The sequence below is a fragment of the Paenibacillus hunanensis genome, assembly GCF_014645615.1.
Taxonomy (GTDB): Bacteria; Bacillota; Bacilli; order Paenibacillales; family Paenibacillaceae; genus Saccharibacillus; species Saccharibacillus hunanensis.
In genome coordinates, this window is record NZ_BMMB01000004.1 from 479,705 (window position 1) to 499,508 (window position 19,804).

Below are 19,804 nucleotides of genomic sequence, written 5' to 3' on the forward strand. Positions count from 1 at the left end.
TGACAGGTGGAAGCCGTGGAAAGGGCATGCTGTCTGCAAGGCAACAGCTGGATAGTCGCCCGCGCAAGCGTAAGCAGCTGAGTCCCGCAACAATGACAACGAATATGATCCGTTATGCAGTATTAACGGTAATCGCGCTGGTAATGGCATTTCCTTTTTACTGGATGATTATGAGTGGACTCAAGACGAATGATGAGATTTTCCGTATGCCGCCAACACTTTTGCCAGAGCATATGTTGTGGAACAATTATGTGGATGCCTGGCATGCTGCGCCATTCGCCCGTTATATGCTGAACAGTATGTTTGTCGGTGCGGCGATTGCACTACTACAGGTGATCAATTCAGCGATGATGGCCTATGCGCTGACTCATATGCAGTTTCGCCTAAAAGGATTATTTACCGGCATTGTGCTACTCGGCTATATGATCCCGAGTACAGCTGTTTATCTGCCCAGCTATCTGGTGTTGAGCAAGCTACATTTGCTCGACTCGTATAGCGGACTCATTTTGTCTAACTGTGTGAGTGTATTCTCGATTTTCCTGATTCGACAGGCCTTTCTGCAAATTTCGCATGAGCTGGTGGAAGCGGGACAGCTTGACGGTGCATCGCATTTTCGCATTTTGTGGACGATGCTCGTGCCGCTTGCCAGACCGACCTTTGCAGTGATGATACTGATTACCTTCATTGAGCAATATAACAACTATTTCTGGACGATGCTCATTACGAAGAGTCCTGAGCTGCAACTCGTCTCCGCAGGCTTACGCAGCTTTTTTGTGGAAGGAGGAGCCTATGGACTGAAATGGCCGCAAATTATGGCGGCTAGTGCCTTTACGATTGCGCCACTGCTCGTATTGTTCCTGTTTACCCAGAAGACGATTATGCAGAGTGTGAACATGTCTGCTGGCGTGAGTAAATAAGCAAGCATGAAGGAGTCGATAAAACGATACATGCAGAGATACATGAAGAAATAATATGCACGTACAGCATGATTAGCTATTCGGATCATTATCATTTGGCAGGCGCAATGCCTGACCTATACCCCTTTATACAGGAGAGGATCAATCGCATGAATCTGTTCAGTATGTGGAAAAATAAAATCGCAAAACAACGAGTTAACACGCTAAATGAAGTGAACGAGCAGCCGACTCCAGCACGCAGCTCACGCACATTCGGCTGGAAATCCGGACTGTCGCTCGTTATGATGTCAACCTTCCTGATCACAACAGCATGTGGCTCGCCATCAAGCGGAAGCACACCTGCCGCAGCAAGCAGCTCCACTGGAGCACAGACAACGGCATCCAGTGGCCCGGTTGAAATTGAATTCTGGTACGGTCTCGGTGGCAAGCTTGGCGATAACATGAAGAAGATGATTGATGACTTTAACGCTTCGCAAAAGGACGTTATCGTCAAAGGCGTGGTACAGGCAGATTATGATGAAACGACACAAAAGCTACAGGCAGCGATTGCCGCAGGACAGGTTCCAGCAGCTGTGCTCAGCTCCAATGTTGAATGGGCGAAAAAAGGCTATTACGCACCGATGGATCAATTCATTAGCGCAGATCCTGATTTTAAAAAGGATGACTTTGTGCAGACCTTCTTGCAGCAGGGTCAGGTAGACGGTAAACAGTATTTCTTACCGATGTACGGAACGACACAGGTTATGTATTACCGTAAGGATGCCTTGAAAGCAGCTGGGATCGATCCGTCCAGTCTGACTACATGGGAAGCCCTATCTGCCGCAGCAGCGAAAATGACGAAAAAGTCCGGTAGCAAAACAACGTTCTACGGCTGGGAGCCAATGTGGGGCGCGGATAATATGATCGATGCGGTACTGAGCAAGGGTGGAAGCATCTTGAGCGCAGATGGCAAAACGGTAACGATCGATACACCAGAGTGGACAAGCACATGGGAATCGTTCCGCAAATGGATTCACGATGATAGTATTATGACGATTCATTCCGGTGGTCAGGGCTGGGAATACTGGTACAAAACGATTGACGATGTAATGAAAAACAAAGCAGCAGGCTATACAGGCTCCAGCGGTGACCAGGGCGATCTGGACTTCAAAATCGTTGGCGCAATGGAGCAGCCGGGCTGGGAAGGTGTTGGTCAGGGTAAACCTGTAGCGAATGCCATTATGGCAGGCATTCCAGCACAGGCAAGTCCAGAGCAGCAGCAAGCAGCCTTCAAATGGCTGACGTACTTCTCCAAGGCGTCCAACACGGCACAATGGTCGATGAACACTGGCTATATCGCGGTACGTCAATCTGCACTACAGGATGAGAAATTCAAAGCCTTTAGCGCGAAAAATCCACAGATCGAAGTGCCACTGAAGCAGGCATCCCATGCTTCGCCTCCATTCCAGGACCCAACGGGTGGCAAAATTACGGATGCACTAAAGGTTGCCGCTGATCAGGTACAGATCAACAATGTTCCAGCAGCGCAGGCGCTGGCGGAAGCACAGAAAAAGGCACAGCAGGAGCTTGATCGAGCGAATCGCTAAGCATTTTAGCTTTACGATAAGTCTAGTAGTAAGGCTTTACCCATACAGGTAAGTTCATCGAATGGTAGATTGCCGATGAGCTTACCTTGTGAAAAAGCGACACATTCAGAGCAAACGATCCTTTTCATCATGTGAAGCAAGCATGAGCTAGCGTGAAGCAACAGGCTTACAGGTATAAACGAATCGGTCACAGGCTGGATGATTCCTAACGCTAGCCTGCCGATGACATGATGATGCACAGCGCAGTAATGGCGCTGTGCATCGCTTTTTATCTGTACTTTTGAACTGTATAAGAAAGTTTGATACGTATAGGAAAGGAAGCTAGCCAAATGACAGAGCTCATCAAAAAGACAACACACAGCCAGCATCAAGCCCAAGCTTCAAATGTTCATGTGCAAAATGATAGAAATGATAGGACTGCGCATGAGCAGGCATCCAAACAACCGTCAGTGGAGCCACTACGGGCTAGTCATGAACAACCACAGACTCACCATCTGCAAGTGTTAGATCGGATGGAATTGATTCGTTGTTTACGCCGTCAGCCAAATGCGTCTAAGCGAATTGATGCCGTGTTATTTGATAAGGATGGAACCTTACTGGATTTTATCTACATGTGGGGCTACTGGGCAGATCAACTGCTACGTAGCTTTCGCGAAGCGTTGGAAGCCGACGGATTGAACTGGCAGGAGGATATTGCAGACATTTGGGGCACGTTGCATGATTCGGACGGACATATTATCGATTATGATGTGCGTGGCCCGCTAGCTATGGGTACGATGAATGATGTATATGCGGTGTTGGCCTGGCAGGGCTATCGTGCAGGCTGGTCATGGGGGCAGGCGAGCCAGATCGTGCGTGAGCTGGCGAAGGCTGCGGATCAGCAGCTGGAGCAGGCGCGTCCGGTCAAAGAAGTAGAAGGCGCAACGGATTTTATCAAGCAGTGTCGACAGTATGGACTCAAGCTTGGCGTGGTTACTGCGGATGATACCGCCAATGCGTATAAGCATGTATCATGGCTCGGTGTAGAGCCGATGTTCGATGTGATGATCGGTAGTGACAGAGTCGAGCGAGGTAAGCCATTTCCCGATATGGTACAGCTTGCCTGTCAACAGCTTGGTGTGGAGCCAGCGCATACGATCGTATTTGGCGATACGAATGGCGATATGATGATGGCGCAAGCTGCTGGCTGTGAGATTGCCATTGGAATCGGACAGTCGCAGGCGTTTATACTTCAATCGATGACGATTACATCGTTTGCTGAGCTGCTGACCGAAGAGGGGACGATGGAATGAGTATGTATGCAGGCTGGTTATTTTTAAGTGGAGCGATTCTGCTGGAGCTTAGTGGAACCGTATTGATGAAAGTATCGGATGGCTTCTCGCGTCCATTACCCTCGCTGTTGATGTTTATTTGTTATGCGGCAAGCTTCACGCTGTTAAATTATGCTGTGCGCTATATGCCGATCAGTGTAGCCTATGCGATCTGGTCGGGTGTAGGCATTACGCTAATTAGCGTAGCAGGCTACTATCTATTCGGAGAACGACTGCGTATGACCTCGGTATGCTGGTTAGCTGTTATTGTAGTAGGCATTATTGGACTGAAATGGAGTGATGCACGATGACACGATCTTTTTATCAACCTATAGCTTCAAATCTTATAACATCTGAGCCACAATGGATTCCGAACGAGCATGAACGGATCGCTTCCTTTCAGGTTATTACCGATACCCACCTGACCGCTGATCCGAAGCATCTATACAATCAGCATCTGGAGCTGGCATTCAATGATATTAGCAAGCTAGCTCAGGATAGTCTTGGTATTATGCATGCGGGAGATGTGACCGATCACGGGCTGCCTGCCGAGTATGCAGAGCTACAGCGTATCCGATCCTTATATGGCGAGCATCTTCCAGCGATGTACAGTACTTCGGGTAATCATGATGTAGGTGATCTGGGCTGGAAGGAGGAGATGGAGGAACTGGAAGGACTCGTATCCTTGCAAGGGCAAGCCTTACCAGAATTATGGGGACAATATCGTCAGGAAGCGGCAGGTCTGTATCAGATGCCGTCAGTCACCGAGGTTGCGGAGCCGGTTCATCAGCTGTGGCTACATCGTCTGGGCAGCTTTAATGAAGCTACAGCAACAGAAGGCGCTTATTATCAAAAGCGTCTGGGCGGCTACGTATTTATTTTCCTCGGCACAGAGCGCCCACTGGCAAAGGATTGTCATCTATCAGCGATGCAGTTGGAATGGCTCCAGCAGCGTCTTCAAGCGGCGGTAACCGCATCGCCAGGGAAGCCGATCTTTGTTTTTTTGCATCAGCCGCTGATGAATACGGTCGCGGGCTCGTTGGAGCAGCAAGGCTGGTATGGTGTGGAGCAGGATCATGAGCTCAAGCAACTGTTACTGGAGTACCCACAGGTGATGCTATTTAGCGGACATACGCACTGGCAATTAAGCTCTCCTCATACGATGCATCAATCAGCCGCAGGGCCAGTTATGTTCAATGCAGCTTCGGTAGCTTATTTGTGGACGGATGAAGATGAATATCTGGAAGGCAGTCAGGGCTATTATGTCGATATTTATCCTGCGCATATCGTAGTGCGTGGTCGTGACTTTGCCGCTGGACGGTGGCTAGAAGAAGCCGTGTGGACATTTGCTTATGGTGACACCAAGTAGCGTGCTGCTGCACAAGTTACATAGATGGAGTGAAATCGCTAATGTGGTCGATAATCTGTAATCGACTGACACGGATAGAGCGCCCCAAGAATCCAGAGTAAGCTGAGGATTGTCGTCGCGAAGCCTGACTCTGTAAAGTACAAATCTATATCTCCCATCAGCTGTGCGCAGATCATCTATCGAATCGATAACTAGGATTACCTTTACATGAAATGGTCATCTGTGTGCAGAATATGGTATTCTTACTTCGGGTTCGGTACAATACCGGAAAAGACAGACTCGCTTGCAGTTATTTATAGATATAAGCGAGCGATAGAGAGAAGTGGAGAGATTAGAGATGAAGATGGTTGCACCGGAGTCATTTACGTACAAAGCAGGGCGACGAGCGGTATTGCTACTGCATGGTTATACAGGCAGTACGGTACATGTGCGCCATCTGGGCAGATATTTACATGAACATGGTTATACCTGTCATGCACCTTTATATGCAGGGCATGGCGATGTGCCTGAGTTATTACTTCGCACACGTCCAGCTGCATGGTGGCAAAGTGTAGTAGATGGCTATGATTGGCTCCAGCAGCAGGGTTATGAGGAAATTGCAGTTGCCGGTGTATCACTCGGTGGCGTGTTCACATTACGTATGGGTACATTATTTCCGGTCAAGGCGGTCATTTCAATGAGTGCGCCTGTGCAGGAGAAGAATACAGCGGATATTTTGCAGCGTGTGCTCGATTATGCGCGCTGGTATGTATCGTTGGAAACGAAAGACCCGGCTATAATCGCCCAGCGACTGGACAGTCTGGCGAATGAACCGCTGAACGAGCTGGAGCAGCTTCGCCAGCTGATTAGCTCAACAGCTGGAAGACTGAGTCGCATTACCGCACCCGCATTGATTATGCAGGGGCAGCAGGATGATGTTCTTTATCAGGATAGTGCACGCACGATCTATGAGCAGATCGGTTCCCCGCATAAAGAGCTCAAGTGGTATCCGAATTCAGGTCATATTTTGCCTATGGATGTCGAGCAGGCTCAGGTGTTTGCAGATATTCATCAATTTTTGGATGTATTGGACTGGCAGGTATAGTAGTAGTACATTAGAGAGCTATTTTTTCAATGAAATGGAAGAGTGACATTTGTTAGATATGCAGTGTTTTAAGCTTTTTTTCATTTGTACTACATCTATTGTTCATGTTGACGGTTTATACTTAGTATATTCAAGCTCATCAGGAACGGAGTGGTTCAGATGAATGAAGAGTTTTTGCAGGAGCTTCATCGTGTCGGACGTGAGGATGAATGGCACTATAAGCTTATGATGCAGGGGATACGCCGTACACTGGCGGCGCGGAAGTCGGAAGGGATATTCCGACGGTATCTGCGTACCATTAGAAAAAACACAACCGGAGGCTGGTATTAATGCCAGCTCTCCGGTTGTGTTTTTTAATATCTAGCACGTTTCTTTTCATCCAACAGATCATAAAGATACGCTTATAAGCGTTGCCGAATTTTAAATGATGTCATTTTATATCATGTAGCTAGACTTTATACGATGAAGTGAAGCTGTAGGCATAATATTATACACGTTTACTATATATGGCTAGCCGGTTGTCTTGAGCGCAGGCAAACCAGGTAGTAGATGCACGCCAGCAAAGTAACCAAGCGAGATAAATACAACTGTCCAGATCAATGCACCTGCGGCGCAGATCGATACATAATAGCGAAACGGCATTGCGCTAATACCGGAGATATAGCCAGCAGCATGACGCACACCGGGGATAAAATACGAAAACAGTACCGTCCAGCGACCGTAACGGTGAAACCACTGCTGAATTCGCTCATATCGCGTCACAGTCAACCCGACCCATTTGCCATAATTCACAATTAGTGTTGATCCTAGCTGTCGACCAATCCAGTAGCTAATCGTCATTCCCCCAATTGAGCCGACAAAGCTGAACAGAAATACGAGTGGCAAATGCAATACATGCTTGGAAGCGAGATAACCGACGACGATCATCAACATTTCATCGGGAATCGGCAGCCCGATAATACCAAGTGCGAGCAAGCCAGAGATGGCGATATAACCATAGCGTCCAATATATTCAATAGCCAGATCCATGAGACATCACTTCCTGACCATTTTGTTTTTAAAAGATGGAAATGGGATACGGCTGATCATCAGGAACGATAACAGCGCGATCAAGGCAATCAACAGTGTCGGCTGTAGCGAATGTGTAATCAGTGACAGCAGTGCGAGCACCGTACCTGCAGCGGTGATCGGCATGCCAGTAAAGCCTGCGCTTGTTCCCGTGACATTAAATCGTGCCAGTCGTAGCGCACCGCAAATAACAAACAGCACTGCAGCCACCGAACCAGAGCCACTTCTTGGATCAAGCTGATCAAACAGCACCAGAAATACAGGTGCCGCGCCAAAGGAAATCAGATCGGCAAGTGAATCGAGCTGCTTGCCAAATTCACTAGTGCAATGCAGCAGTCGTGCCAGCAAGCCATCAAAAACATCAAATAATGCAGCAAATAAAATCATTAACGCTGCCAAACGATAATGCTCATGAATCGTTAGTAGTAGCGACACGGTTCCAGCCGCCAGATTAAGTACCGTACATAATGAGGGGATAAAGCTCCATTTCATCATTGTTCATTCCTTCCAGGCATCCTTATGCCGTGTGTTCCAGCGATTTACGGTTCAAACTGGTAGCCGACACCGATCACGGTACGGATATGCCCTGATTCGGGACCTAGCTTGGCACGTAGCTTTTTAATATGAGAATCAACTACACGTGATTCCCCTTCAAACTCAATTCCCCAGATACGGCTCAGCAGGGTATCTCGCGGAATCACGCGATTTTTATTCCGAACGAGTACTAGCAAGAGCTCATACTCCTTCGGTGTTAACTCCACAGGTTTACCATCTAGCTCCAGTCGACGGGTTAATGTGTTCAGCACCGCAGTACCGAAGCTCAGACGATGACCCTGTGGTTCATAATTTTCCGTTACTCGTTTCATCAGCGAATTTGCTCGTGCGAGCAGTACGCGGGGGCTGAATGGCTTGGTCACATAATCATCTGCACCAAGCTCGAAGCCGAGTACTTTGTCACTATCCGCAGACTTGGCAGTGAGCAAAATAATCGGCACCCCGGAGTGCTTGCGAATATGGCGACATACCTCAAAGCCATCCATATGCGGCATCATAATATCCAGGATGATCAGATCTGGATAATGCAGCTCGAACTGCTCCAGTGCCTGCTCGCCATCCTCGGCTTCAACAATTACCCAGCCATCACTTTGAAAATAATCAGCGATAACCTCGCGAATGCGTTGTTCATCCTCGACTAGCAAAATCTTTCCCGCCATCCCTATACTCCTTCCCGAATGCCATCAGGGCGTACACGATCATCAAAGACAATAGAAAAGCGTACCCCATCTGCTAAATTACGTACCGAATAGCTACAGCCATGTAAGTCCAGAATCTGGCTGGCAATTGGTAAGCCAAGTCCAGTACCACCAGTCTGTCGACTACGGGAAGGCTCAGCACGGTAGAATCGTTCCCAAATATGCTCTATATGCTCCTCAGCAATCGGTTTGCCGGTATTATCCACATGGAGTGTGGTCGTCAATGTCGTGCTCTCAATCACCACGCGAATATCGCTGCCTGTCTCCGCATGACGAATCGCATTGATGATCAGATTGCGAAGCACCTGCTCAATCCAGTCGGGGTCGGCGAGCACTGGATTTTCATTGATCGGTGAGATGACAATTTGTAGCTGTCTTGGCTGGAGGGAGTAGATAAGCTTATCCGCTACCTTTTCAGATAGCTCACTCAGCATGAATGGACGAGGCTGTAAACGAATCGTACCGGATTCGAGTCTGGCGAGATCCAGCATATCCTTGATCAGCATTTCCATCTTATCCGCTTCCTCAATAATCACGCTGACATAATGCCCGCTTTTATCGACATTCACGCCATCCTGTAAGCCTTCAGCGAAGCTTTTCACAATGCTAAGTGGCGTCTTCAGCTCATGCGAAGCATTGGTGAAAAAGCTCTGCTGAATCTGCTCCATGCGTTGCTTTTGTTCCATATCCTGCTGTAGCTGTGTGTTCGCTTCCTGTAGCTCGCGTAGAGCAGTATCCAGCTTACGCGCCAGTGTATCCATACTGCGTGCCAGACCTCCCAGCTCATCCTGCTGACGCAGGGGTGGGGCACTGCTGCTAAAATCAAGCCGTACCATCCGCTTGGCCATTCGATTCAGTGCAATGAGTGGCTTCGTAACCATACGTGAGAAGAACAGGGATAGAATCAGAATAAGCGCAAAGCCGCCAATTCCGAGATATAGATAAAACCAGCGTAGCGCTGCATTAGTATCACTGATCTCCTGAATAGACGTGATGACAAACAATAATTGCTGCTGTCCGTTCTTTTGTATCGGATACAGAGTGATCAGATTGTTAGCACCACTCCAGGAGTCGTTCCAGCCATACTGGATCGGATTCATGTTTTTCAGATCGGTTTGCTGCTCTGTACTCAGTGGAAATTGCTCGTACAATGCTTGCAGCAGTAAGCCCTGACTGATTTTCCAGTTCGATAGGTCAGGCAACACCAGTTCACTGACCGTGCCTGTCAATTTGGTCGTATTTGGTTCGTAGCTATCGCCTATAGTTTTGATACCATTTTTACTAATTTGCTGCGGATCGAGTACTGTATAAGGCTGCTTGCTGCTCGGTGCTCTCATACTGCCGTAGATCGTCAGTGTGTCACCCAGCTTAATATGAGCTTTGCGAAATGGATCACCATATTCACTTAGCATCAGCGCCAGCGGTACAAAGATCTGCTTCCCATCGGACTGCTTCAATAATAAATGATACGTTTCGTTAAGACTCAACTGGTACATATCGTTCAGCATCACTTCACCCTGCGGATTAATGACAGCAAGCTGACTTTTATTCGTTTCCATAAAGCGTATGGCTTGTCGGGACAATGTATTGCTATCCTCGGATTCCGTCACATAGCTGTGCGCCAGCTGCTCCAGATTGTGCTCGACCTGACGCATTTTATACGTTTCATAAAATTGATTAAAGAAAAGCAATTGAGATAAGATGACCATCGCATAAAAACAGGCAAACACGATGACCGTAATAATAAATAGCTTAAAGGTAATACTGCGGTTTTTCATAGGCGCTCCTTTTGAACAACTGACCGAAATATACGGTATACCTATTGCATCATAACATACTCGTTATAGAGAAGGATTGCCGCTTCATCGCTTTATCGACAAACCGACAGATTATTGTATATATTCGGTACATTCAGTATAGGCAAACGATTTGTCCTCTATGTGTCCATATGTGTCTAAGACACGATCAGGAGCATGTAATCCAGGCGAATGCATAGCAATGATTGGCGTTTCAGATATAGGGATAATATGAATAAAATACGCATCGTTTTACATATATAATTGCCAACACTCTCAATCTAGCTTACAATCACTATAATATTTAATTAACCTATGGTCAGTAGTGGAGCAGAGGAGAGATTATTGTGGATGATATGACATTAATGATGAAAGAGCTTACCGAAAGCGATGGTGTGTCTGGCTTTGAGCGTTCGGTACGCGATAAAATGGCGGAGTATTTAAGCCCATTATCCGATGAATTGATGAAGGATCGTCTCGGCAGCATTATCGGTAAAAAAGTCGGCAATGAGCAGGGGCCGCGCGTATTGATCGCGGGTCATCTGGATGAAATCGGCTTTCTCGTGACAAGTATTACACCGAAGGGCTTTCTTCGTTTTGAACAACTAGGCGGCTGGTGGCCGCATTCGGTCATGTCCCAGCGCGTACGTGTCAAAACACGCAAGGGCGATTATGTCGGTATCGTTGGCTCCAAGCCACCACATGGTATGGAAGCAGCAGAGCGTGAGAAGGTCGTGAAGCTCAAGCAGATGTATATCGACATCGGCGCACGCGATGCAGATGATGCCAAAGCAATGGGTGTACGCCCGGGCGATTGGATCGTACCGATCTCGGAATTCACAACGATGCGCGATGACGAGCTGTGGGTAGGTAAAGCACTCGACAACCGCGCGGGCTGCGCACTGGCAGTAGAGGTGCTCAAGCGTCTGCAAGAAGAACAGCATCCTAACGTGCTATATGCTGGTGCAACTGTGCAGGAGGAAGTCGGTCTGCGCGGTGCGACCACTGTTGCGAACCTGGTACAGCCCGATATCGCCTTTGCTCTGGATGTAGGTATTGCTAATGATATCCCAGGCGTCGAAGCCGAAAGCCCATCCAACGTAGGCGGCGGTCCACTATTACTGCTGCTCGATTCAACGATGATCCCACACAGTGGACTACGCGATCTCGTCATGGATACAGCAGAAGAGCTAGGGATGGACATTCAGGTTGCTACCGTCATGGGGGGCGGCACAGACGCAGGTAAATTCCATTTACACGGTACAGGCTGCCCAACCCTATCGATGGGATTCGCTACACGCTATATCCACACGCATAACGCAATCATGGCGAAAAAAGATTTCGACGAAGCCGCTACCTTATTAGTCAATGTCATCAAAAAGCTGGATCAAGACAAGATGAATGAACTGTTTGGTTGATGATAGCTACAAAAGGTAATGATATAACAGATACACTATTTAATAGGAAGTAAAAAAATAAGCCCTCTCGATCTTGGTAATCGCAACTTTCAGCTATAGTACGCTGGAGTTGATCACGAAGATAAGAGAGGGCTTATTTTCTATACTTTTTGCCATAGTTATCGAAAATTAAAAATCGAAGCAAAATAAATGTGTACATTAGAATACTGCTTACGACATAGGGATAGTATTGTTTTCTTGTTATTACGGTTCTCCCCCAAGGCATGATATAAGCAGCACGGAACGGAGGGAAGGAATAAGGGGAAATGGCGACTTCCAGTGTTAGCGATTTCCTAACACGTAGTTCAATAGAAAGTGATTTTTGCGAAGCAAAATATCTTACCCTTCCCAGGGGCGGGAATCTTCATTCCCTCCTCATCCAAAAGATTCCCGCGGCTCCACCCGAGCCCGTCCCCTTATTCCTTCCCGGAGTGGACTACTGCTATCTCAGCCGAATTGTTTCATAAAACCAGCCATCCGCTCCAGCGCCACTTCCAGCTTCGCCGGAGACGTTGCATAAGAGCACCGAATAAACCCTTCGCCCCCTTTACCAAAAGCAGTACCTGGCACCGTCAAAACACTCGTTTCCTCTAGCAGCCGCTCAGCGAACTGCTCCGACGTTAACCCCGTATGTGCGATAGAAGGGAATGCGTAAAATGCACCCTTTGGCTCGTGACAGGGAAAGCCCGCCTGACATAAGCCGCTCACAAACATTTGTCTGCGTGAGTTGTACGAGTCCATCATCATATCCTTCGCTTCGATGCCATGAGGCTTGAGCGATTCCAGTGCAGCGATTTGTCCGAGAATCGGTGCGCACATGATTGTGTATTGATGGATTTTGAGCATCGGTGCGATGACCTCTTCTGGTCCACATGCGTAGCCAATGCGCCAGCCCGTCATAGCGAAGGCTTTGGAGAATCCGCTGATCAGCAACGTGCGATCCTTCATACCCGGCATTGCAGCAAAGCTTACATGCTTGCTGCCGTAGGTCAGCTCACCGTAGATTTCATCGGATAAAACAAATAGATTATACTTTTCTACGATTTTAGCGATAGGGAGCCAGTCCTCATACGTCATCACTGCACCTGTCGGATTGCTCGGATAGTTCAAGATCAATAGCTTGGAGCGTGGCGTAATGCTAGCTTCGAGCTGCTCAGCCGTTAGCTTGAAGCTGTTCGCAGCTGTCGTTTCCACTTCAACCGTCTTGCCGCTGCATAGTCCGGTAATCGGTGAATAGGATACATAACAGGGAGCAGGAACGAGAATTTCATCGCCTTCCTCAATCAGAACACGTAGAGCCAGATCAAGTGCTTCGCTGCTACCGATTGTGACCATCATCTCATGCACAGGATCATAATTGACGCGGAAATTGTCTTCCAGATAGGTGGAGATGCTTTCGCGCAGCTCTAGTAATCCAGCGTTAGGTGTATACTCGGTGCGACCCTGCTCCAGTGCGCGGATACAAGCCTCACGTACAGCGCGTGGTGTAGTAAAGTCTGGTTCTCCGATGCCGAGTGAGATCACATCCTCACGTCCAGAAATATAATCGAAAAATTTGCGAATACCCGATTGTGGCATGTCCTGTGCAAGTGGTGTAACCAGACTGCGTTTTGTCATTGAACTCATCATTGCTCCTCCTTAGTGTGGAACGCTCTATTATATTCTGATTGTGGTTCATTTCATCGTATGCTGACCGCTTTTGGATACAAAAAAAGACCCGTCCCTATAAAAGGGACGAGCCTCTGCCCGTGTTACCACCCTGGTTCCGCCTCAAATACAAGCGGCACTCTGCAACGTATCTAGCAATACGTGTTCCCGTTAACGCTGGAAATGCGGCAGCACCTACTGTTAGTTCAGCCTGCTTCTCGGGGATGGCTTCGGTTATGTTCTGAACGTTGGCTTTCACCTGACCCAACTCTCTGGAGAACAGAATCGTAACGTACTCTTTCCCGTCATCGAATATATTTATCGTAGCCGTCATTACGGCTTGCTTTGCTTGATGATTACACATGTCATAGCTGAATTGAATCAGCTGAAAATGTGTAGTTTAATTTGAAATGTCATGACGATTCGTTTGACCGGTCAAATCGTAGGCTCATTGTAATACAGGAATTTGGGGATTGCAAGAGGGAGTTTAAAAAAAGAAAATGAGTAGCTCTTGCACGGGACTCCAGCAATCGAAGCGCTAACGCTATGAAAGCAAGTGCTCAAGTTTGAATTTTAATATGATGTAAATAAGTGTAATCGGGCAATGCATAATGATCTTGATCAGCTTCAAGAATAGTATGATTGTACGTCAATTCCTGTTCATACCCAGAACGTAGGATATTTTTTATGTGCAAATAAATTGTTGTACAGCAACGTAATACATACAATCACAATTGCCCCAGCCAGTACCGGAGTGAACAGGAATGACCAGGAGCTTGCCGCCGTAATCACAATGATTGGATTTGCGCCAGCAGGTGGGTGAGTCGTTTTGGTGAGCATCATAGCAGCAATACCGATACCCACACCCAGTGCCAGCGACCAGATCGTATAACCGAATAGATGCGAGATGAAAAGACCACATAATGTCGTAATAACGTGACCGCCAATGATATTTCTCGGTTGTGATAAAGGTGCCTCTGGAAGAGCAAATGCCAGAACGCAGCTCGCTCCAAAAGGTGCCATCAGTAGTACCGCATCCATGCTAGCTGATAAAGCTTCCAGTGCTAAAATAGCAATCGCTCCACCCACGAATGCCCACCATGCTTGCCGCACATTGATAAGTAATGGGGAGCGAGAAGTCGAACCAAATTTACGAAAATAATGTTTTAGATTTGTCATGATACTGCACAACCTTTCGATTCATATTCTATATTTTATGCATATGCTGCTACGGATTAGTGTACAAGCGACTTACCTATCTGTAAAATTGATAATACTAATAATGATATCTAAAAAACTGATGGAGTGATCTATAGATGCTTAGTCAAATCGAAGGAAAGTATATGTATACATTTTTGAAGGTGTATGAATATCGCAATATTAGTAAAGCCTCATCTGTTCTCGGATTCTCGCAATCGTCGGTCACCAATCATATTCAGCTAGTTGAGCAAATGGCTGGAGCCAAGCTATTCGAGCGCATGATTCATGGTGTCGTTCCGACGGAGCAGGGTGAAATTTTTGCTAAGCATGCTTATCGCTTCATGAAGCTGGCTCAGGAGATGAACGATGAAATTCAGGGGATTCGTAGCACGATCAAAGTTAAAGCGCTGGAGTCCTTTTGCGTAACTCAATTCTCGGAGCCGCTGGTCGGATTTCTGGAGCAGCACCCACGCTTGGAGATTGAGCTTACCACGGCTTTTCAGCAGCATATTGTAGATGAGGTGCTTCAGCAAAAGGTGGATGTAGGCATTGTGCCTTTTCATCCGCATATTGCGAAGCTGAAGTATACACCGATTGTGCAGGAGAAGTTCGTATTCGTATGCTCCAGTGCAATCGCAGTGGATGAATTGATGAACAATGAGCTTCGTATGATCGGCTTTGGCAACCATTGTATGTATCAATCGTTAACGGACAAACGACTCGCTGAGCTTGGCAAAACTCATTATCGTAATATCACCTACACAAGTCTGGAAATGATCAAGCAGACGGTACTAGGTGGCGCAGGCATTGCCCTGATGCCTGAAAGTGCTATCAAACAAGAGCTGGATACTGGGCGATTACAGACGATCGAGCTAGGAGAACCTATCTGGATTGAGCATGGCGTGATCGAGCATGCGTCCGCAAAGCGTAATGCGAATACGGCGTTGTTCAAGCAGTATATCGTGGATTATTTTGAGAAAGAAGGTGGGCATGTATCGATTTATTGATAACAGGAACGTATCATTTTCAAAGCTATACTCAGTTGGATGGACATGTGTCTGGCTTGTTATTTTTACATGTATACGGGTATTATTTTCAAATGTATGAAGCATACTCTGCTCTCGCATCCTACTCTACACAGGAAGGTTATGCGGTGAGCGGAGTATGCTTATTGGTCTATCATTCCATCGAAACTGCCGAAACGAAACCTCGATCCTGCCGAACAATCGAATAATTCAAGTGAATCCTCATATTGTTCAACTCCAACTATTTTCAACCACCAAGCTAGCTCCACATCTTCTGTATAAATTTCAATTAATTCTGTGATTTCTTCAATTTGTAAGCGCTATCTTTAACCTATGATGAAAAGGCATCAACGGCTTTGCAGTCTATGCAGTTCCACCAATTTGCCTGTGAAAAGGAGAGGAAGCGATGAACAGACAAGCCAGAACGATGTGGCGCACATTGGGCGTTCAGGTAATGACGCTTGCGCTTATGCTACCCGCGTTTACCTGGGGCAGTGCGGACACGAATCGTGCTGAAGCGGCAACAGTATCACGTACGATCTCGGTTGATACAAGTCAGGTAGTGCAATCCGATTTTCTTGGTGTCGGTGTTAACATTATTCCGACCAATCTGATGGAGCTCGGTACACGCTACGGATACAACGATGCGTACTGGGCGATGGATGCGAACCGAATTGAGAAAATTCAACCGAAGGTTGCTCGTGTCTGGTTCCAGATTGACTGGATGGAGCCACAGAAAGGCACCTATACATTCAATAGCGACAAGATGAAAGCATTTTATAAATACATGGATGCTCTGAAAACAGCAGGCACCGAGGTGGAGCTGAATTTTGGCTGGAAGGTAGGCAGCACGGTACAGAGCTGGTTTAACATTCCTGGCTTGAAAGATCCCTATGTGAGCGCCCCGGCTGATCTGGATGCATATGCTGTATCTGCATCGGCTGCACTGAATGAACTACTGAACCAGCGCGGATACAACAATATCAAATACTTAACGTTCTACAACGAGCCGAACGGAAGCTGGGATTTTGAAGGCCCTGCTGACCAGAAGGCTTACTATGCGCAGATGGTACAGAAAGTGCATAACCGTCTCACAGCAGATGGGTTACGCGATCGCATTGAAATCTGGGGCCCTGAGGAAACAGGTGCACTGGACTGGATGCAATATATGAAAAACAATGCCGACAGTGCATTTGATGCCTATACCTTCCACGTATATGGCACCAGCTACGATGGTCTGGGCAATGTGATCTCTGATCGTCATGCCGCAGCAGGCTCCAAGCCTGTCGTCATGACAGAATTTGGCTGGGCAGATGATGATGCCAGCAGCTGGAATGCTGGCTTCGCCAACTCGGTCATTCGTGCCGCGAATGATGGCTTGCGCGGTGCGCTCATGTGGCAGATGAATGGCGCATGGTCAAGTGATCCAGATGGAGATACGAATGGTACGTATACGATGTGGCATTCCTTGCCGCTGGATCGTGATCCACGTAAAACGTATTATTCCGCTGGCTTCCTGAATCGCTACATTCCGGAGCACAGTCAGGTGCTGAAAGTGAACACAGGTGGGGCAAGCGATGTGCGTGCTTCCGCGTTCCGTGGAGCGGACGGCAACTACACCGTACTGGTGGAGTCGAAGGGCGATAGCGCGCAGCAGCTCACGATTGACTTCGGTAACACCAGTGTCAACAAAACCTTTTACAAAATGACGTATCGGGATAGCGTACAGCCGAATGCACAGGCAACCTTGCCGGTCGTAGAAAACACATTCGCTGCACAAAAATCATTTATCGACAATAGTACGGATACAGGCTACCACTTCTCCATTTATACAACCGCTAAGCCACAAACACAGGTTGAAGTGACACCAATCGAAAAAACTGTAACAGGGGGTCAAACGTTGCAGCTACAAGCGAATACGATTGACGCCACCTATGGAAACACAAGCGTAGCTGCGGTAACAGAGGATACGTATGGTACAGAGACCGATTCGGATTCCGCAGCGAGCGAAACGATGAAATCATCGACAACTGAAGGCACTAGAAGCAATGCAGATGAGCAGGCGGTGACCGCTTCATCGGCAAGCGAACAGGCGACAAGCAGTGTCACAGCATCATCAGTCAGCAAGTCGGATGATTCCAATGCGAACGTAGTCGCTGCTTCAAGTGAGGTAACAGCTACAGAGCAGACAACGAGCGATCAAGCGACAGCGAACACGCAAGCAACGGAAGAATCGACTACTTTGCCTGATGCTAAAGTGGATACTGAGAAGGACAAAGGCAACGAGGTTGCAGATCAAACATCGGCTACAGAGCAATCTGCTCCAAGCGGCGAGGAAGCCTCTGCGACCGAAGCAGAAAGCGTCACCGACTCCACGTACACACTTACTGCAACGAATGTGACATGGACGGTGCTGGGCAGCAATAACGGCACGATCACAAGCAATGGCCTGTATACTGCACCGGATGTATCGACAGAGCGCATGGTCGCGATTCGTGCGACAAGCAGCACGGCTCCGGGTGCGTATGGAATTGCGTTAATCAAGGTCATTCCGCGTCATGTAGACACTCGCGTGGATGCACCAACGTTTAGCCTGACACCAGGCATTTATAATTCCGCAGAAGCGGTATTTATCGAGAGTGCAACTGCGGGTGCGCAGATTCACTACACACTGGATGGTACAACACCAACGGCGTCGTCGACCCTGTACAGCAATTCGGTCATTTTACCTAATGGCGGTACACGGATGCTCAAAGCGATTGCCATCAAATCAGGACTAGATAATTCCGGTGTAACCTCCGGCTTGTACAAAACGCTGGATCAATCGATTGGACCGGATGGCTACCAGTTCTGTGCGTATGAGAGCAAGACCTGCTCCTTTAACGGACAGGCGATGGTTGCATATGGTGCAGATGGCATTTTCAAATACAAAAAGCTGACTGACGGCACACTCTGTACGAATGAGGTATTCGGCGGCGATCCAGCGCCAAATGCAGCGAAGCGCTGCTTCTATACAACGACGATTCCGAATGAAGTACCAGTAGTGACGATCTTTAACACCGATTTTGAAAAGCCAGAAACGAGCTCAATTAAGCCAGGACCATTCACAAATGGCTGGGTGTTTGACTCTCGTTCCGGTGTGCAGCGCAATGGTAGTGCGTTTGGGGCGGCCACGGCTCCTTCTGGACAGCAGACCGCCTATCTGAAAACAGACGGTGGTATTAATGGCACCATGTCTCAGCAGCTGAACTTCCCAGCAGGCTCGTATAAGCTAAGCTTCCAGGGAGCTACACGTAGCGGTTATGGTATCCAAACCTTTGACGTGTACGTGGATAGCCAGAAGGTAGGCAGCTTTGCTCCACAGTCCAGCTCGTATACAACGCTGACGACCAATGCCTTTACGGTTACTGCGGGCAAGCATACAGTCAAATTCGTAGCGACCTCGAATACAGGCGATCATACTGCATTTTTGGATAGCATGATCATTCGCGAGGCCTCCAGCACGCCTGATCCAGAGCCTCCAGTGACAGGCGAACTGAAAAACGGTGGCTTTGAAACACCAGCGATCGCCTCCAGCAGCTCAACGAAAACAAGAGTTGGCCCATTCACAAGCGACTGGGTATTTGACAGCCGTGCCGGTATTCAGGGCAATGGTAGCGTATTTGCTCCAGCAGCCAATGCACCGGAAGGCACACAGACCGCTTATTTGAAAACAGACAATGGCGTTAACGGCTCGATTCAACAGCAGCTCACGATGGCAGCAGGCACGTATAAGCTGAGCTTTAAGGGTGCGAAACGTACCAATCTAGGCGGTACGCAAACCTTTGATGTGTATGTGGATAGTAATAAGGTCGGTACGTTTGCACCTAACTCCGGCACCTATACCAGCTATACAACGAGTGCGTTTACCGTAACCGCTGGTCAGCATACGATCCGCTTTGCAGCGACATCAACGACAGGTGATAATACTGCCTTTATCGATGATGTGAAGCTGACGGCTCAATAAGATCGTCTTATTCTAGCCTGAACGATAGGGACACGTACAAATGATGCGTACATGAATGATGACATGTATAGCATCAACAGGGATGG

Annotated in this window: 16 protein-coding genes and 1 other annotated feature; of the genes, 10 read left to right on the plus strand and 6 right to left on the minus strand. The window is 47.8% G+C overall.

Annotated features, from left to right (window positions below; genetic code table 11):
• Positions 1-92 precede the first annotated feature (92 nt).
• From IEX62_RS10880 to IEX62_RS10910, 7 genes are all read left to right on the plus strand, one after another.
• On the plus strand, positions 93-917 hold the full coding sequence (locus IEX62_RS10880) for a carbohydrate ABC transporter permease (RefSeq protein ID WP_188775629.1): 825 nt from the start codon (positions 93-95) through the stop codon (positions 915-917).
• Positions 918-1,198: 281 nt separating this feature from the next.
• Positions 1,199-2,503, plus strand: a complete 1,305-nt coding sequence (locus tag IEX62_RS10885) for an ABC transporter substrate-binding protein (protein ID WP_188775630.1) — start codon at positions 1,199-1,201, stop codon at positions 2,501-2,503.
• 329 nt (positions 2,504-2,832) lie between these two features.
• Complete coding sequence (locus IEX62_RS10890; RefSeq protein WP_229685716.1) at positions 2,833-3,795, plus strand: HAD family hydrolase; 963 nt, start codon at positions 2,833-2,835, stop codon at positions 3,793-3,795.
• On the plus strand, positions 3,792-4,124 hold the full coding sequence (locus IEX62_RS10895) for a DMT family transporter (protein WP_188775522.1): 333 nt from the start codon (positions 3,792-3,794) through the stop codon (positions 4,122-4,124). Before IEX62_RS10890 ends, IEX62_RS10895 begins: the two co-directional genes overlap by 4 nt.
• The gene (locus IEX62_RS10900; protein WP_188775523.1) at positions 4,121-5,182 is read left to right on the plus strand and encodes a metallophosphoesterase family protein; all 1,062 of its coding nucleotides are present in this window, start codon (positions 4,121-4,123) and stop codon (positions 5,180-5,182) included. Before IEX62_RS10895 ends, IEX62_RS10900 begins: the two co-directional genes overlap by 4 nt.
• Positions 5,183-5,519: 337 nt before the next feature.
• Positions 5,520-6,266: an alpha/beta hydrolase gene (locus IEX62_RS10905; RefSeq protein ID WP_188775524.1), complete on the plus strand. Its 747-nt coding sequence runs from the start codon at positions 5,520-5,522 to the stop codon at positions 6,264-6,266.
• Positions 6,267-6,425: 159 nt separating this feature from the next.
• The gene (locus tag IEX62_RS10910) at positions 6,426-6,596 is read left to right on the plus strand and encodes a hypothetical protein (RefSeq protein WP_188775525.1); all 171 of its coding nucleotides are present in this window, start codon (positions 6,426-6,428) and stop codon (positions 6,594-6,596) included.
• Positions 6,597-6,776: 180 nt separating this feature from the next.
• Here IEX62_RS10910 and IEX62_RS10915 read toward each other — a convergent pair whose 3' ends face one another.
• Genes IEX62_RS10915 through IEX62_RS10930 form a run of 4 tightly spaced genes read right to left on the minus strand, consistent with a single transcriptional unit; the run spans position 6,777 to position 10,365 of the window.
• A complete protein-coding gene (locus tag IEX62_RS10915) occupies positions 6,777-7,295 on the minus strand; it encodes a DedA family protein (protein ID WP_188775526.1) in 519 nt (172 codons plus the stop codon).
• Between the two features lie 6 nt (positions 7,296-7,301).
• Complete coding sequence (pssA, locus tag IEX62_RS10920; RefSeq protein WP_188775632.1) at positions 7,302-7,826, minus strand: CDP-diacylglycerol--serine O-phosphatidyltransferase; 525 nt, start codon at positions 7,824-7,826, stop codon at positions 7,302-7,304.
• A 47-nt stretch (positions 7,827-7,873) separates the two neighbouring features.
• Positions 7,874-8,548 (minus strand): response regulator transcription factor, encoded by a 675-nt coding sequence (locus IEX62_RS10925; protein ID WP_188775527.1) that lies wholly within the window; start codon positions 8,546-8,548, stop codon positions 7,874-7,876.
• Between the two features lie 2 nt (positions 8,549-8,550).
• On the minus strand, positions 8,551-10,365 hold the full coding sequence (locus IEX62_RS10930) for a sensor histidine kinase (protein ID WP_188775528.1): 1,815 nt from the start codon (positions 10,363-10,365) through the stop codon (positions 8,551-8,553).
• Positions 10,366-10,739: 374 nt separating this feature from the next.
• Here IEX62_RS10930 and IEX62_RS10935 point away from each other — a divergent pair, with 374 nt between their 5' ends.
• Positions 10,740-11,801, plus strand: a complete 1,062-nt coding sequence (locus IEX62_RS10935) for a M42 family metallopeptidase (RefSeq protein WP_229685736.1) — start codon at positions 10,740-10,742, stop codon at positions 11,799-11,801.
• Between the two features lie 486 nt (positions 11,802-12,287).
• Here IEX62_RS10935 and IEX62_RS10940 read toward each other — a convergent pair whose 3' ends face one another.
• On the minus strand, positions 12,288-13,466 hold the full coding sequence (locus IEX62_RS10940; protein ID WP_188775530.1) for an aminotransferase class I/II-fold pyridoxal phosphate-dependent enzyme: 1,179 nt from the start codon (positions 13,464-13,466) through the stop codon (positions 12,288-12,290).
• A gap of 101 nt (positions 13,467-13,567) precedes the next feature.
• Positions 13,568-13,805, minus strand: a binding site (T-box leader).
• A 342-nt stretch (positions 13,806-14,147) separates the two neighbouring features.
• Complete coding sequence (locus IEX62_RS10945; RefSeq protein WP_188775531.1) at positions 14,148-14,666, minus strand: HPP family protein; 519 nt, start codon at positions 14,664-14,666, stop codon at positions 14,148-14,150.
• A 137-nt stretch (positions 14,667-14,803) separates the two neighbouring features.
• Between IEX62_RS10945 and IEX62_RS10950 the strand changes: the two genes are divergently transcribed.
• Both IEX62_RS10950 and IEX62_RS10955 read left to right on the plus strand, forming a co-directional pair.
• Complete coding sequence (locus IEX62_RS10950) at positions 14,804-15,694, plus strand: LysR family transcriptional regulator (protein WP_188775532.1); 891 nt, start codon at positions 14,804-14,806, stop codon at positions 15,692-15,694.
• A gap of 424 nt (positions 15,695-16,118) precedes the next feature.
• Complete coding sequence (locus IEX62_RS10955) at positions 16,119-19,718, plus strand: chitobiase/beta-hexosaminidase C-terminal domain-containing protein (RefSeq protein ID WP_188775533.1); 3,600 nt, start codon at positions 16,119-16,121, stop codon at positions 19,716-19,718.
• Positions 19,719-19,804: the final 86 nt, after the last annotated feature.